Annotated in this window: 14 protein-coding genes; 1 reads left to right on the forward strand and 13 read right to left on the reverse strand. The window is 64.6% G+C overall.

Features of this window, described 5'->3' with window-relative positions:
* Positions 1–154: 154 nt before the first annotated feature.
* From nusB to ribBA, 3 genes are all read right to left on the reverse strand, one after another.
* Positions 155–625, reverse strand: coding sequence for a transcription antitermination factor NusB (gene nusB / locus ACP7DE_RS25800; protein ID WP_071324693.1), 471 nt, complete (start codon positions 623–625; stop codon positions 155–157).
* 202 nt (positions 626–827) lie between these two features.
* Positions 828–1,310, reverse strand: coding sequence for a 6,7-dimethyl-8-ribityllumazine synthase (gene ribH, locus ACP7DE_RS25805; protein ID WP_099760114.1), 483 nt, complete (start codon positions 1,308–1,310; stop codon positions 828–830).
* A 178-nt stretch (positions 1,311–1,488) separates the two neighbouring features.
* Complete coding sequence (gene ribBA / locus ACP7DE_RS25810) at positions 1,489–2,607, reverse strand: bifunctional 3,4-dihydroxy-2-butanone-4-phosphate synthase/GTP cyclohydrolase II (RefSeq protein WP_426074773.1); 1,119 nt, start codon at positions 2,605–2,607, stop codon at positions 1,489–1,491.
* Between the two features lie 440 nt (positions 2,608–3,047).
* Here ribBA and ACP7DE_RS25815 point away from each other — a divergent pair, with 440 nt between their 5' ends.
* The gene (locus tag ACP7DE_RS25815; protein WP_282408699.1) at positions 3,048–3,473 is read left to right on the forward strand and encodes an OsmC family protein; all 426 of its coding nucleotides are present in this window, start codon (positions 3,048–3,050) and stop codon (positions 3,471–3,473) included.
* Here the strand turns inward: ACP7DE_RS25815 and ACP7DE_RS25820 are convergent.
* From ACP7DE_RS25820 to nrdR, 10 genes are all read right to left on the reverse strand, one after another.
* Positions 3,470–4,741 carry a hypothetical protein gene (locus tag ACP7DE_RS25820; RefSeq protein WP_426074774.1) on the reverse strand — a complete coding sequence of 424 codons (1,272 nt, stop codon included), beginning with the start codon at positions 4,739–4,741 and terminating at the stop codon, positions 3,470–3,472. The two genes, ACP7DE_RS25815 and ACP7DE_RS25820, sit on opposite strands and share 4 nt — an antisense overlap.
* Before the next feature lie 121 nt (positions 4,742–4,862).
* Positions 4,863–5,498, reverse strand: coding sequence for a riboflavin synthase (locus tag ACP7DE_RS25825; protein ID WP_426074775.1), 636 nt, complete (start codon positions 5,496–5,498; stop codon positions 4,863–4,865).
* 33 nt (positions 5,499–5,531) lie between these two features.
* Positions 5,532–6,605, reverse strand: a complete 1,074-nt coding sequence (ribD, locus tag ACP7DE_RS25830; RefSeq protein ID WP_426074848.1) for a bifunctional diaminohydroxyphosphoribosylaminopyrimidine deaminase/5-amino-6-(5-phosphoribosylamino)uracil reductase RibD — start codon at positions 6,603–6,605, stop codon at positions 5,532–5,534.
* Positions 6,606–6,676: 71 nt separating this feature from the next.
* Complete coding sequence (locus ACP7DE_RS25835; protein WP_426074776.1) at positions 6,677–7,246, reverse strand: GspH/FimT family pseudopilin; 570 nt, start codon at positions 7,244–7,246, stop codon at positions 6,677–6,679.
* Between the two features lie 3 nt (positions 7,247–7,249).
* Positions 7,250–7,741 (reverse strand): type IV pilin protein, encoded by a 492-nt coding sequence (locus ACP7DE_RS25840; RefSeq protein ID WP_426074777.1) that lies wholly within the window; start codon positions 7,739–7,741, stop codon positions 7,250–7,252.
* An 88-nt stretch (positions 7,742–7,829) separates the two neighbouring features.
* Positions 7,830–11,747 carry a pilus assembly protein gene (locus ACP7DE_RS25845; RefSeq protein WP_426074778.1) on the reverse strand — a complete coding sequence of 1,306 codons (3,918 nt, stop codon included), beginning with the start codon at positions 11,745–11,747 and terminating at the stop codon, positions 7,830–7,832.
* The gene (locus ACP7DE_RS25850) at positions 11,744–12,388 is read right to left on the reverse strand and encodes a pilus assembly PilX family protein (RefSeq protein WP_426074779.1); all 645 of its coding nucleotides are present in this window, start codon (positions 12,386–12,388) and stop codon (positions 11,744–11,746) included. Before ACP7DE_RS25850 ends, ACP7DE_RS25845 begins: the two co-directional genes overlap by 4 nt.
* Before the next feature lie 12 nt (positions 12,389–12,400).
* Positions 12,401–13,369 carry a PilW family protein gene (locus ACP7DE_RS25855; RefSeq protein WP_426074780.1) on the reverse strand — a complete coding sequence of 323 codons (969 nt, stop codon included), beginning with the start codon at positions 13,367–13,369 and terminating at the stop codon, positions 12,401–12,403.
* Between the two features lie 5 nt (positions 13,370–13,374).
* On the reverse strand, positions 13,375–13,959 hold the full coding sequence (pilV, locus tag ACP7DE_RS25860) for a type IV pilus modification protein PilV (protein WP_426074781.1): 585 nt from the start codon (positions 13,957–13,959) through the stop codon (positions 13,375–13,377).
* Between the two features lie 254 nt (positions 13,960–14,213).
* The gene (gene nrdR / locus ACP7DE_RS25865) at positions 14,214–14,678 is read right to left on the reverse strand and encodes a transcriptional regulator NrdR (RefSeq protein ID WP_102122546.1); all 465 of its coding nucleotides are present in this window, start codon (positions 14,676–14,678) and stop codon (positions 14,214–14,216) included.
* Positions 14,679–14,767 lie beyond the last annotated feature (89 nt).

Raw genomic sequence — 14,767 nt, forward strand, 5'->3', positions numbered from 1 at the left:
AGGTAATTGTTTTGTTTGGCGACATCAATTTACCAATTCAAAACCCTCGCTGCCACCCCCTTCCAGCAAAAACGTCAAGTCCATCTTCCCCCACCAAACGCGAAGAACCTTTTTTATTGCCCTGCGGCGCTAGCCGCAGGAACTGCTCTGCATATTACTTGCGCTTGTTGGCGTTGACTTCTTCCTCGCGGAATTTCACTGCCAGCTTGTCCAGCACGCCGTTCACATACTTGTGGCCATCGATGCCGCCAAACGACTTGGCCAGCTCGACCGCTTCGTTGATGACGACGCGGTACGGGATTTCCATGTTGTTCTTCAGTTCGAATGCGCCGATCAGCAGGATGCCATGTTCAATGGGCGACAGTTCCGCGATGTTGCGGTCGATCAAGGGTGCCATGCTGTCGCGCAGCGCCAGCGAATCCTTGATGGTGCCATACAGCAGCACCGTGAAATGATCGCCATCGGCCTTGTCGAAGCCATGCGCGGCGCGAATATTGTTCACGACGGTGGTCGCGTCCTCATTGTTCAGCAGCCACTGGTACAAGCCCTGCAGCGCAAACTCGCGCGCGCGGTGACGCGGCGTACGATTTTTGCTGGGATTGGCGAGCAAATTTTTCTCAGTCATGATTGTTACCTGTTCTTAAGTACGTGTTCACTACAAATTCCGGCGAGACAGCACGGCGCGCTTTTCAACGCGCCGCAGCCAACCGCGTGTCAGAACGTTCGAGAAAATGCTCAGAGCAAGGCGCGAGCCCGAAGACAGTACGAATGTACGGCGAGGGCTTGCAACGCAGCTATGGGCGTTTTATCGGACGTTCACTACACGGCTAGTCCTCCTCGGATTCTTGCAACTCTTCCAGCGCTTGCGCCAGATTAGCCATTTCCACTGCCACGCGTGCCGCTTCGGCTCCCTTGACCAGCATGCGCACTTCCGCCTGCTCATCGTTTTCGGTCGTCAACACTGCGTTGGCGATGGGGATGCCGTAATCGAGACCGATGCGCGTGATGCCCGCGCCCGATTCGTTCGATACCAGCTCGAAGTGGTAGGTTTCACCGCGAATCACGGCGCCCAGTGCGATCAGGGCGTCGAATTGCTCGGTTTCTGCCATTTTTTGCAGAATCAGTGGGATTTCCAGGGCGCCCGGCACGGTCACGTGCAGGATATCTTCATCGGCCACGCCCAGCTTGCTCAACTCTTCCAGGCATGCCGACAGCAAGCCACCACCGACGATTTCATTGAATCGTGCCTGGACGATACCGACGCGCAAACCTTCGCCGGCAAAATTGGTTTCGTATGTTCCTACGCTCATCATATGCCTCTTTAATCTGGTGGTTCAGGGCGACACGCACATGCCGCCATCGTTTACTCTCACATCGACGCCTGACAAAATCGTAGCGAGCGGCAGCGAGTTGTGGCCGAGAAGCGCAACTGTACAAATAGTACAGTGAGCATCGCAGGCCGCAAATCGCGACGCGCAGTAGATTTAGTTAGGCGTCCTGGCCTGGATGGCACTGAAAACCTGTGACTTCCAAGTCGAAACCGGCCATCGACGGCATCTTGCGGGGGCTGGCCAGCAATTGCATCTTGCTCACGCCCAGGTCGCGCAGGATTTGCGCGCCGATACCGTAGCTGCGCAAGTCCATGCTGGCGGCGCGGCCTTTCGGCTTGGCTTGCGGCGTATCGAGTGCCGCGAACTGGGCAAACAGCTCGCCCGACGTCTCGCCGCAGTTCAGCAAGACCATCACGCCACGCTCGGACTGCTTGATGGCCGCCATCGAGGCCGCCACCGTCCATGAGTGGGTCGTCGCTTCGCTTTCCAGCACGTCCAGCAGGGAAACGGGCTGGTGCACGCGCACCAGGGCTTCCAGGCCGGGGGCCAGGTCGCCATGCACCAAGGCTAGGTGGGCCGAGGAGCTGGGCTTGTCGCGGAAGGCGATCAAGCGAAATGGGCCATGCGCCGTGTGCAGGGTACGCTCGGCAACGCGCTCGACCAGAGACTCCGTCTGGCTGCGGTAATGGATCAGGTCGGCAATCGTGCCGATTTTCAGGCCATGTTGCTCGGCAAACACCAGCAAGTCCGGCAGGCGCGCCATGGTGCCGTCGTCCTTCATGATTTCGCAAATCACGGAAGCGGGCGTCAAGCCGGCCATGGCCGTCAAGTCGCAACCGGCTTCCGTATGGCCTGCGCGCATCAGCACGCCGCCCTTTTGTGCTTTCAGCGGGAAGATATGGCCAGGCTGGACGATATCGCTGGGCTGCGTGCCCTTGGCCACGGCCACCTGAATGGTCTTGGCGCGGTCGGCGGCGGAAATGCCCGTGGTCACGCCTTCGGCCGCTTCGATCGAGACGGTAAAGTTGGTGCCGTAGGCGGTGCCGTTGCGCGACGTCATCATCGACAGGTTCAGCTCGTCGCAACGCTCTTCCGTCAGGGTCAGGCAAACAAGGCCACGCGCGTGGGTGATCATGAAATTGATGGCTTCAGGCGTCACGAAATCGGCGGCAAGCACCAGATCGCCTTCATTTTCCCGGTCTTCTTCATCGACCAGTATCACCATGCGGCCGGCGCGCAATTCAGCGACGATCTCTTCGGTGCTGGATATAGACATTATTCATCCTCGTATGACGCCTGGCAAAACCTGCTGCGCGTCGGTATAGGCGGCTTGCGATGCTCACCGTACCTTCGTACGGTTGCGCTTCTCAACCACCTCTGCCTTCCGCTCGCGACGGTTTTGTCAGGCGTTGTTATGTTAATGAAACTAAAAACTGAAACATCGAGCGCGAATATTCCACGAATTTCCGGGAATTTTCTTATAACCTGCTATTTTAAAGGATTTAGCGTTTGCAGACCTGAAATAAGACGGCCCAGCAACACCGATGTGGCGCGCTCCCCGTCCTGCCTGCCCCACAAAGCGCCGATTTCTCGATCCAGCGCAAACGGCGGCGGCAAAACGCGCGCCGCCAGCCTTGCAAAGAGCATAAGATCAGCCAGTCACCGCCACGGCGCTGACGCCCCACTCGCAGCGACACCCCACACAGGAGCGGCAATATGAAAACCAACGGATCGGCCATCTGGTCAGGCGGCATCAAGGACGGCAAGGGCGCCATCAGCACGCGCAGCGGTGCCTTGCAGGAATATCCCTACGGCTTTGCCAGCCGCTTCGAAGGCAAGCCCGGCACCAATCCCGAGGAACTGATCGGCGCCGCCCACGCGGGCTGCTTCACCATGGCCCTGTCGCTGATCCTCGGCGAAGCGGGCCTGACGGCGGAAAAGATGGAAACGACGGCCGAAGTGACCCTCGACAAGGTGGACGACGGCTTTGCCATCACGGCCGTTCACCTGATCCTGAAAGCAAAGATACCGGGCGCCGACCAGGCAACATTCGAGGCATTGACGGGCAAGGCCAAGGCCGGCTGCCCCGTATCGAAGCTGCTAAAAGCCAACATTACCCTGGACGCTACCCTGCTGCCCTAGATTTTCGTCACGGGCTTGACGGGTTCCACGGCAGCGACGGGCGCCACCAGCGGCAGGCGCGAATCGCTGGCAGGCATTGGCCGGTTCATCAAGCCGGGATTCAGGGCTGCATTGTTCAGGTTATACGCGGCGATGGCCGCCGCCACGGACGGGTCTTGCGATGAAGGCGGCGGCACGGCCTGGCCCGCGTTTTGCGCAGCCAGCTCTTGCGCCTGCGCATTTTTCTGGGCCAGCTGGGCTTGCGCCGTCGCCAGGCCGGCGTCCGCTTGCGCCAATGACTGCGTCCGAGCGGAAGCCGCCCGGGCCGCCCGCGCGGCCTCCTCCTGCTGCGCCTGCTGATCGGTATTCATGCGTTCGCTGTCGATGCGCTGGGCATCCACGCGCTGGTTGTCTACCCGCTGCGCCTGCAGCAAGTCTTGCTCATCGATGGTGACGGCTGCCGGCGACGGCTGCCGCAACTCCTGCAAGTCCAGGTTCAGCTCTTCCGCTTCCAGTTGCTGTTGCAGTTCCCGCTGCCGCTGCGCAATGGCGTCCGTCTGCGGTGGCGCCAGGTCGACAGCTTGCGGCTGCGAGGCCTGCGCAGCGCTGGCCGGCAGTGCTTCACCCGTCAAATCCGCTACCACAACGGCGGCCAGCGGCGCGCCCTGCCGCTGGACCAGCACGGCGCCCACCTGCGCCAGCACATTCGTTCCTTGTTGCAAGGCATCCAGGGTGGCATGGCTGTCGGCCGCATACGCGGCCTGCAAAGTTGTGGCATTAACATCTTCATTGCGCAAATCGATGCCGATGCGGGCCAGCTGTGCCTGCGTGAGCAAGCTGCCGTCTTGCGCCAGCGCGGCCGCCGCATCCGTGGTGCCGTCGCCCGACAGCAAATCGTAGCGCTGCGCCAGACTGCCCGGCGTGTCGCCAGCCGCCGCCAGCTGACTGGCATCGATGCCGCTCGTTTGCAGCTGGGCGAACGATTCCGTCAGCTGTCGCGCCAGCGCCAGCAAGTCGTCATTGACATTCACGGGGGTATTCGCCGCCCTGGCTTCGTCCGTGGCACCCTGCAAGGCTAGAAGTTGCCGGCGCGACAAGGCCACGCCGGACAGGAACTGCCCCAGCGGAGAGATATCGACCTGGGTCGAGGACAGCATGGCCAGGGCCGCCGCTGCGCTGGACGACGGCACGGGCAACGCCGGCGCCAGCGGTGCTAGAGGTGCCGTTGCGCCCACGCGGGACGTGACCGGGATGGTGTTGGGCACGGTAGCGCGCGAAATCGGGTCCATGGCTAGCCTCCACTGCGGAAAGCTTCATAGTATGCGCGTCTGATAGAAAAGCAACACACGCTTGGCGAGGCGGAGGCTGTAGTGCTGCGTTTAGTGCTGCGTTTAGTGCTGTGTTCTTATATCAAGCAGCAACCTTGTCCAGCGACAGCATGCGTTCGACATAGCGGGCGATCAGGTCGATCTCCAGGTTCACCTTGCCACCGACCGTCAAGTGTTTCAGAGTCGTCATGGCGATGGTGTGCGGAATCAGGTTGATCGAGAAACGGCAGCCGTTGACGGCGCCCGCGCCCAGGTCTTCCACGCTGTTGACGGTCAGCGACACGCCGTTGACGACGACGGAACCCTTGAAGGCCAGGTATTTCGCCAGTTCGTGCGGCGCTTCGATGACCAGTTCCCACGATTCGCCGACGGCTTCAAACTTGCGCACGATGCCCAGGCCGTCGACATGGCCGGACACCAGGTGGCCACCCAGGCGCTCGGCCAGGGTCAGCGCTTTTTCCAGGTTCACTTCCGTGGTGGTATCGAGGCCCACGGTGCAATTGAGGCTTTCGCGCGAGACATCGACGGCAAAGCCCGTGTCCGACTTTTCCACCACCGTCATGCAGGCGCCATTGATGGCAATCGAATCACCCAGGGCCACGTCGGCCAGTGGCAAGCCGCCCGCGTGGATGTTCAGGCGCACGCCGGCATCGAGGCCGCCGTCGAGTGCTTGCACGGTTTCAATCTTGCCGATGGCGGCAACAATTCCTGTAAACATGGAGCTAACCCTATAGTTAAAAGTGTGAAAGTATTAATTGCGCTGGGCGAATCTTGCAAGGATACGCAGATCTTCGCCCACTTGCTGAACCTGGTGAAATTGCAAAGTGCGCTGCTGTTTGAGATCCGTCAATGCGGGCAAGGCAAACATGCCTTGCGCATCGCCCAGCAAGGTGGGTGCCAGGTAGATCAGCAGCTCGTCGACGCAGCCTTCGCGGATCAGCGAGCCGTTCAGCTTGGAGCCGGCCTCGACGTGGACTTCATTGCATTGCCGACGCCCCAGTTCGAGCATCAGCGCGGCCAGGTCGACCTTGCCGGCCGCGTTCGGCAGCAAGATGACTTCCGCACCCAGGGCGCGCAGCTGCGCTTCCTTTTCCGGGTTGGCAACGGCCGCCACGATCCACGTGCCACCGCCCTGCAAGATGCGTGCATCGAGGCTGATGTCGAGCCGGCTGTCGATGACGATGCGGCGCGGCTGACGCGGCGTCTCGACGGCGCGCACGTTCAATTGCGGGTCGTCGGCCTTGACCGTGCCGATGCCTGTCAGGATGGCACAGGCGCGCGCGCGCCAAGCATGGCCGTCGGCACGCGCTTGCGGCCCCGTGATCCACTGGCTTTGTCCATTGTGCAAGGCCGTCATGCCGTCCAGGCTGGCCGCCGTTTTCAGGCGCACCCATGGCTTGCCGCGCTGCATGCGCGAAAAGAAGCCGATATTCATTTCATGCGCTTCGTCCGCCAGCACGCCGGTGGTGACGGCGATGCCGGCCGCTTGCAGCTTGGCCAGCCCCTGCCCCGCCACCAGCGGATTCGGGTCCGTCATGGCGGCCACGACGCGTCCCAGCCCCGCGCGCACGAGCGCATCGGAACAGGGTGGCGTGCGGCCATGGTGGTTGCACGGTTCCAGGGTGACGTAAGCCGTGGCGCCGCGCACGTCGTTGCCGCGCGCCGCCGCATTCGCCAGCGCTTGCACCTCTGCATGATCCTGCCCGGCCGCCTGCGTCACGCCGGCGCCGATCACCTGACCATCCTTGACGATCACGCAGCCGATGCGGGGATTGGGCGAGGTCGTGTACAAACCGCGCGCCGCCCATTCCAGCGCCAGGCGCATGCCATCGATATCGTTGAGTATTTCCACGGGCTTCTTTGATAATGAATGATAGTGAATGATAATGAGTCGGCTTAGGAACTGTCGGCCACGCCGCTGCAATTGCTCGCTTGCTGCTGTGGGTCGCACACGCGCACCCTGCCCAGCATATTGATTTTAATATGGCGCACCTGCTTTCCCAAAGTCAGGGACAAGGTACCCCAGCGCGCCGCCAAGCTATTGCTCGCGCTGCAACTGCGTCCTGCGCCATTGTAGGCGATATAAAACGGCGCCGTGGCCGATGAAAACGCGAACTGGGCCGTGACGCCCGCCGGCAGCGGCCCCTGACGGAACAACAATTCGTCGCCGTCGTCGAACGCCAGGTTGGCATTGCGGTCGATAAAGACCAACCAGCCCGTGCCCCAGTCCGTGCCGCCGGGCCCGGCCGGCATCAGCAGCACGCGCTGTCCGCGCGCCATCGCCTGCGCCCGCGTCAATTCGATGGCCGAAAACAAGTCCGTGGCCGCCGCGCGCACCTGCTGGCGCGCCAGCACCTGCTGCAAGCCGGGCATGGCGGCGGCGGCCAACAGCGCGGCCATCGTCAGCACTGCCAGCAATTCGAGCAGGGTATGCCCCGCCCGAGGTAGATGCTTGTGCGTCGCCATGGCCTAGGGCCAGCAATGGCTGGCGGGGCCGCTGCTGCCGCGCTGGCCCATGCTGCTCAAGGAGAGGACGCCGCAATCGGCATCCTGGAACTGTGTATCGACCTTGGACGTGCCCGGCATGGCCCGCAACAACACGCATTGCCCGATCAGCATGCCGGGACAGGCCAGCGCCTCGATTTCATACGCGCTGCCGGCCGCGCTGGCAGCCGGCCCGTCGCCGGACCACCACGGAAATGGCGGCGCCGGCGAGGCCGAGGAAAATGCGAGATAGTGATTGTTTTGCGAATAATAGCGCTCCTGCTGCTGCATCAGCCGCAGCAGGGCCGCCTGCCCCTGCACGCGCTTGGCGCGTACGACATGACCGTGATATGCAGGCACGGCCAGCGCCAGCAGCAGGCTCATGATCGCCAGCGCAGCCAACAGTTCGATCAGGCTGAAGCCGCGGAGGCCGCCACCGTTTGCAGCGGACCAGTTCCGCCTCGCCAGCGCACCCATGCGACGCCCCCTTCTCCAAAAAGCGCCAGCCGATGCGATGCGCCGGCCCGTGCGTCATTCACTGTCGACATGCCAACCATGCCGGCGCCTATTTCTTCTTGGCCGCCTCGTGCAATTCGCGCCAGTTCGCCACTTCGCGCCAACTGAGGCGCCGCGCTGGCAGCGGTGCGCTGACGACCTTGAGTCCCGCCCCGCTGGCCGCACCGGGCAAGCCCGGTTGCAGCACGGCCAGTTCCTTGCGCCCCTCGGCACGCCCTGCGGCCGTGACGGCGCCCACCGTGCTGTTCAGTTCCAGCGCCAGCGGCGGTGCCCGCGTCAGGCCATCGAACAAGCGCCCCGTCTGCTCGCCCGCCTGCACGACACCACTACCATCAGCGGCGAAGCCGCTCAGCACATCGAGCACGTACAGGCGCGTGGCGGGCTTGGCACAAGGATCGCGCCCCGGCAGGACAGTGTTGAACAGCACCTTGCCGGCGGCCAGTACGGGACTGCTGACACTGCGTTCGCCCGTCTGCGCGGGATTGAGAAAATCGAGGTACCAGCCGTGCCTGGCGTCGCTGCCCGTATAGCGCAGTTCGGCACCATCGACGCGCACGCCACCCACCGCCTCGCCCAGGCTGCGCCGCTCCAGGCCGGCCCGGCTGCGCGTAGGGGACGCATCGCGCAAATCGTCGTGCACGGCATAAAACGACTGCGACAGAAAGGCGGCGGGCCAGGTATCGGCCGCTTCGAGCAGTTTGCCCGTGCCGAACAGCAGCACATAGCCGCCGCCGGGCGCGTAAGCCACTGTCAGTTGCTGCGTCACGGGCTGGCGCCTGCCCAGCGCATCGCGCGCAACAAAGACAAGCTTGCGCCCCTGGCCCTCTTTCCACGGCGGTCCGCCAACCATGTCAAGACGCCAGATATTGCCCTGCAAATCGCCCGCATACATATACGCCAGCGCACCGTCGCCGCCCGGCACCACGGCGGGCGGGCCCAGCGCGTGGTGTATGGCGTCCGCATCGCCACCCGCATCAGCGCCATGGCCGCCATCGCCACCGCTGACCACGGGCACCTTGAGGCGGAAATAATTACTCCCTAACAACCAGGGTGTACCGGGCGCCTTGTCCAGCGCCAGCAAGAAGATGGCGGCCGCCGATGCGGGCGCCATCGTGTCCTTGCCATCGTCAACATGGTTGTTGTAGCCGCTGGCGACGATGGCGAAATCGCGGTAGGCCACAGCGCCTTCCTTGCCGCCCATATTGATGCGGGCAAAAGCGGGTGGCGCACGCACATTGCCCATGAGCTTATCGTCACGATCCGTAAATTCCCACAACGCCCCGTTTTGCGCGAAGCGGGCCGGGTCGGTGATGTCAAGCGCAAACACGCCTTGCGCCCCACCACCCATGGCCGACACCAGCACCGTCTTCCAGCGCCCCAGCGTCAGCACTTCTGCCGTGGCCGCCGCGCCGTCGAGCAGCGGGCCGGGGCTGTAGTGAGTGCTCGCAGTGGCTGCCGCGGCGTGCAGCAACGCTTGCGGCAGATAGGCAAACAATTCGCTGCCCGTGCGCGCATCGAACGCATGCAGCAAGCCGTCGTTGGCGCCCAGGTACAGCATTCTGCGCCGTTGCAGCAACACCTTGCGGTGCAAGCCATGGTCGGCGCCCGGCATGCCCAGCCCCGGCGCGCCCACGTAAAGCAAATTGCCATGCGGCGCCGCTCCCAGGCTGCCCGCGCGGCGCCGCAGGAAGCCGCCTGGCTGGCCCGCCTCGTGCGTGCGCTTGCCCAGCAGATACGCCAGGCGCGCCTCGCCCCGGCCATCGCCGCCGTCGAATGCGCCCCGCTGCGCCGCGTCGAGGCGGTTCCAGGCCAGCGGCATCAGGCTGCCCTGGGCGTCGAGCGTATAGACGGGACGCAAGGACGCGGGCGTGCCATCCGGCACGGGTTTATCACGGCCGCCGGCGCGCCACCATGGCTTGCCGGGAAGTAGTGTCCCATCGGCGCCCACGGCAAACGCGGTGCGCGACAAGGTCATGCTGCCATCGGCCAGGCGCATCTGCGTCTGAAACCAGTATGCCTCTTCCGCGCCGCTGGCCAGCGCCATCAGCGCCGGCCCCGCCAGCGTCACCGGCAAGCTGCCCTTGTCGGCGGCCACGAAAGCTGCGCGCAATCCCGCGATCAGGGCGGCCGGATCGCTGCCGGGCAGGTAATGGCTAGGCCAGCGCCCATCGAGGCTCCACTCGTCTACCGCACTGCCCGCCGCGCTCTTGTAGGGGTTGGCATCGCCGTTTGTATCGAGAAAGCCGCCATATTTGGCCCCCAACAATAAAGGGGTGGCGGCGGGCACGCTGGCCGGGTCGCCCTGGCGCAAGTCGCCCGCATAGTGCTCGACCTTTGCAACGCCGTCGTTCTTGGCGCCAGGACGCAGCGCCTGCACATGCGACCAGTAGGCCAGGCCCGCCGCATGGTAGCTGGCGCCGCCCATTGCGTCGGCCAGCAGTTCCAGTGCGGCCAGTTCGGGACGTGGCGCGGGATTGCCCTGTGCGCCGGCGCTTTCCAGACTGCCCACCGCATGCGTCCAAGCCATCGCATCGAACGGCGGCGACACGAAACCATCGGCGGCGCGAGCACGGTCGCCGTTTGATGCGGGCGTCGCCGGGACATTGCCGGGCACGTAACGGTCGCCCGCCATGCCCGCATCGCCGAGGCTGACGACGATGTGGCGTTGGCAACTGGCCGTCTGCGGGTCACTCCATTGCGTCACGACCGGCAAGCCGTCGTCGATGGCAGGCGGGGCCGTGGCGGGAAGCACCACGGCGCTCGCTTGCCGTCCCTGCAGATAGCGCAGCGATTCGTACAACAGTTCGGCCAGCGGCGCCGCCCTGGCGTAGGCACCGGGATGCCCCGCATTGCTGCGGCCCAGGCCATTGATGTAAGCGGTCACCGCGCCGCCAGGGCCCGCAGTTTGGGCCACAGTTTGGACTACATACACGCCAGTGGCGGGATTCCACTCGGCGTCAGCATTGTCTTGCGGCAAAAAATCGGGCGCGCTCCAGCGCTGCCTGCCTACGTGGGCCAGCGGCGCGCGCAGCACGCCGCCATACACGGGGGCGGCGCTGGCGGGCATGCCATTCAAGTGGCCAAACACGCCCACGCGCACCCTGCCGCCATGGCGCTGCACGGCGCCCACCGGCTTGTAGTTCTTGCCATACGCCCGGCACAAGTCGTCGCGCAGCGGCCCTTCATCGGCGTCACACACGCGTACGCGCGCAAGGAATACGCCGTGCGTGGCAGCAAAGCCTGGCGCGTCGCAACTGCCGCCCGCAGACTGGCTGAGGCTGGCATCACCGAACAGCAGGCGGTTGCGGCAGGAAACGATGGCCAGTTGTGCCAGCGCAAACGGTGTCGCCGCCGCCACGTCGGCATGCAGGACCTTGCGCGGGAAAAAGGTGGGATGGGCAAAGAAATCGATGGGGCCGTCGGCGTCGGGCAGATAGGCGCGCTGCAGCACCGTCTTGCGCACTTCGTCGATGACGCGGTCGCCGCCCGTCAAGGCAGAGCGCACAATGTCGAGCATGCTGGCGCTGGCCCAGTTGAGAAAGTTGCCGCTGAAACTGTCGCCGCCGCAGCCGTGCAGCGCATCGGCCGGCTTTAACACGGAGAAGTAAGCGGTCGCTACGCGCAAGTCTGGCAGCATGGCGCCATCCTTGCTGCGATACGGATAGCTGTAGCACATGCGCGTATGAAAGTAACCGGCGTACTCGCGCTGCGGCGCATAGTCGCCGCCATGTGCGGCGGCGGCGGCCGCATGTGTAAGGGACAGGTTGAGCAGCAGGTTCGGCGGCACGCGCGCACCGTGCAAGCCCGCGTCGGCCCGCGCCAGCGCCACCGTGGAGGCGGCGTCCGCAGGGACGCCGGCCGCCAGGACGCCACCGCAAGTCAGGCCAACCAACAGCCGCCAGACGCGGCCTGCGCGCAGCCACGCGGACGGCAGCGCGGACGGCAAAGCGGATGACAACGCCCTCATGGCCCCGCTCCAGCCGCCTGCTTGCGGTAGTAGCTTTGCAGCACGACTTGCGTGCTTTCCTGCGCACCAAAACCGATGGCCGTGATGCGGTATACATAGCTTTCCGTGGCCAGACCGCCGGCCACTACCGCCGCCTGCGCGCCCGGCGGATGAAACGGCAGCAATTCGATGAGGTAGCGGGGCCGGCGCGACGGCAGGAAACCCTGCCCCGTCTGCATGGCGGCGCCCGTAAACTGGCCGTATGGAACCGCGCGGCTACTCCCTTCGGCGCCATCCAGGTCCATGCTCAACCAGAGCGCCGGCGCATCCGGGGCTGCGGGCAGGCACAAGCCCAGTGCGCCTGCCTCGCCGCAATCGTCCGCGAACCCTGCCGCACTGCCTGATGCGAAAAGGCTGCTGCGTCCCGGCACGCCGGGCAAGCCTTCGATATCGTTCTGCGCATCCACCAATGCCTCCTCCGCCGCCTGAAACGCGATTTGCCGGTCGCGCTCGCCGCGTGCCGCCTTTTCGCCCTGCAAGGCCATCTGCGCCGCCGATATACCCAGCAGCAGGATGATCACTAGCAAGCACAGCACATACACGAGGGTGGCGCCACCGTGGCGTACACGAACTACGCGACAGCGGACGCCCGTGCCAGCCATCGTGGCGCCCGCCTAGGCCGGCCCGTTGCGCAGCATGATGCTCGCCTGCACCAGTTGCCGCAGCCTGGCGCGCGTTGCCGCGGGCAAGGACGCGCGCGCGACGCGTACGCCCGTGTCGCCAGCGCCGTGCGCCTCGGCATACGCCTTGCCGAACAGGTCGAATTGCGCCGGCCCCAGTTCCGCCATCTTGTCCAGCTGGCCCGCCTCGCCATGCAACAGCAGCGCCACGCGCACGCTGACCACGCGCTTCCAGTGCGTGCGCCGGTGAAAATCGCGCTGGCGCGCTGCCGCATCCGCACCCGCCAGCACCAGCGCCGCATCGTAGGCGTCGAGCGCGCTGGCATTGACATACTGGTTCGCCACGCCATCGTGCAGCGTATCCGTGTCGAGCCCATACAGCACCTGAAAGCCGTCGACGCCACGGATGACGGCGTCCGCGCCCCAGCCGTTTGCGCCACGGTATTTGCAGCGCAACTCGCCCTCGCCATCGGCGCCCTGCGCCACATAGAAAATGCTCCAGCCCCGCTGCGCCTCCGTTTGCGCGGCGCCCACGCCAAAGCCGGCGCAATTGAGCACGGAACCGTCGCCGCCCGCCTCCTTGCCGGCGCCGTAATAGCGCAGGGCCAGCACGTCGCTGCCATGCAAGGCGTCGGGCAGCGCGCCGCTGATGCCCTCACTGTTCTTGCCAAGGCTGTGCGCGTCGAGTCCGGCGATATTGGCACTGTCGTACGCGGCATGGGCGACGGGCGCGGCGCTGCTGTCCCAATTCACATACGCCGTCTGGCGCACGGCGCGGGCGATGCTGTCGAGCGCATAGCGGCCGTTGTCGTCCAGGCGCGCACTGGCGGACTGGTCGCCATAACTGCCGCTGGCCGCCAGCAGCATGGTACTGGCCGCCAGCATCAGCAGCGCGCCCAGCGTCAGGGCCACCAGCAACTCGATCAGGCTCATGCCCCGATACCGGCGCCATGCGTTAGGCATGCCATTCATGCGCCGCCTCCGCCCAGCTGGAATGCCAGCCTGGGCAGCGACTCGCCTGCCGCATTCACGTCGGGCGAGCCATCGGGCAAGCGGGCGCGCCAGCCCAGCTTGATGACGATGGGCGCACCTTTGCCACCGCTACACGCCCAAGGCAAGCCCTGGGCGGCGGCATCCCAGGCAGGCGCGTCGCGGCAGATACGCAGGCGCGCGCCAGGCAAGACCGATTGCAGTTGCTGTTTCCATTCGGCGATATCGAATTGCGCCAGCTCGGCCGCGCTGCAGGCGGCAGCGCCGAAACAGTCGGGAGCGCCGCCGCCAGCGTCGGCGCCGTCCGCCGCCGCGTAGGCCACGTTCAGGTAGGAATTGCCTACATCGGGACCATGCATGAGCACGCTGTTCGCGCGTATGCGTTCGGCCATGCCGGCGGCCAGTTGCACGCCCGCCGACAGCAGCGCCGATTCATGGCGCGCGCGCAGGGCGCTCAGTTGCAGGATACTGGCACCCAGCAGACCCAGCGCCAACAGCAGCAGCGACACCAGCACCTCGACAAGGCTGCTGCCATCCATGGGACCACGCGCGCCGCTATGCATGAGCTTCTCCTGCTGAGAGAATGAAAACCGGACTGGAGCCGCGCGGACGCCCGGCCCAGCTACACGATAGGCGCGCGCAGAAACGCAGGCATGAGGCAGCGCAAACGTCGCCGAGAAAAGAAGGAAGAGAGGGAGAAAGTGAAGGAGAAAAAAACGCCTGGATTGATCAGGCGGCTTGCCAGCCGAGCGCTGGCGTGGTGAAAACGGGGCGCACAACCGGCCCCATCTTCGACAAAGTGAACGTCAGGTGAGCGTCAGGGTTTGCTGCGCGCCTGCCCCACTTCGGCAATCGCATCCTGGAACTCGGCCAGGTCTTCGAAATTCTTGTAGACGGAGGCGAAGCGGATGTAGGCGATCTTGTCCAGACGCTTGAGTTCCTGCATGACGAGTTCGCCGATATAGCCGGAATCGACTTCGCGCAAGCCGCTGGTCAGCAATTTTTCCTGGATGGATGCGATGGCCGTATCCACGGAGGCGGCCGCGACGGGACGCTTGCGCAAGGCCAGCATCAAACTGCCGCGCAACTTATCCGCAGCGAACTCCGTCCGGCTGCCATTCTTTTTGACGACGGCTGGCATGATAAGTTCAATGCGTTCGTAGGTGGTAAAACGCTTGTCGCATTTGCCGCAGCGGCGGCGGCGCCGAATGGCATCCCCGTCCTCCGATACGCGCGTATCGAGAACCTGGGTATCGCCGTGCTGGCAAAATGGACATTTCATGAGCTGGCTACAACTTTATAGTAATAATGAGGGAAATCGCCGCCCTTGTACAAAGGGCGCCCGAATCACTCCGGGCGCCCTTGGGCACG

This window comes from Janthinobacterium sp. DSP2-3-3, assembly GCF_049897325.1.
Taxonomy (GTDB): Bacteria; Pseudomonadota; Gammaproteobacteria; order Burkholderiales; family Burkholderiaceae_D; genus Janthinobacterium.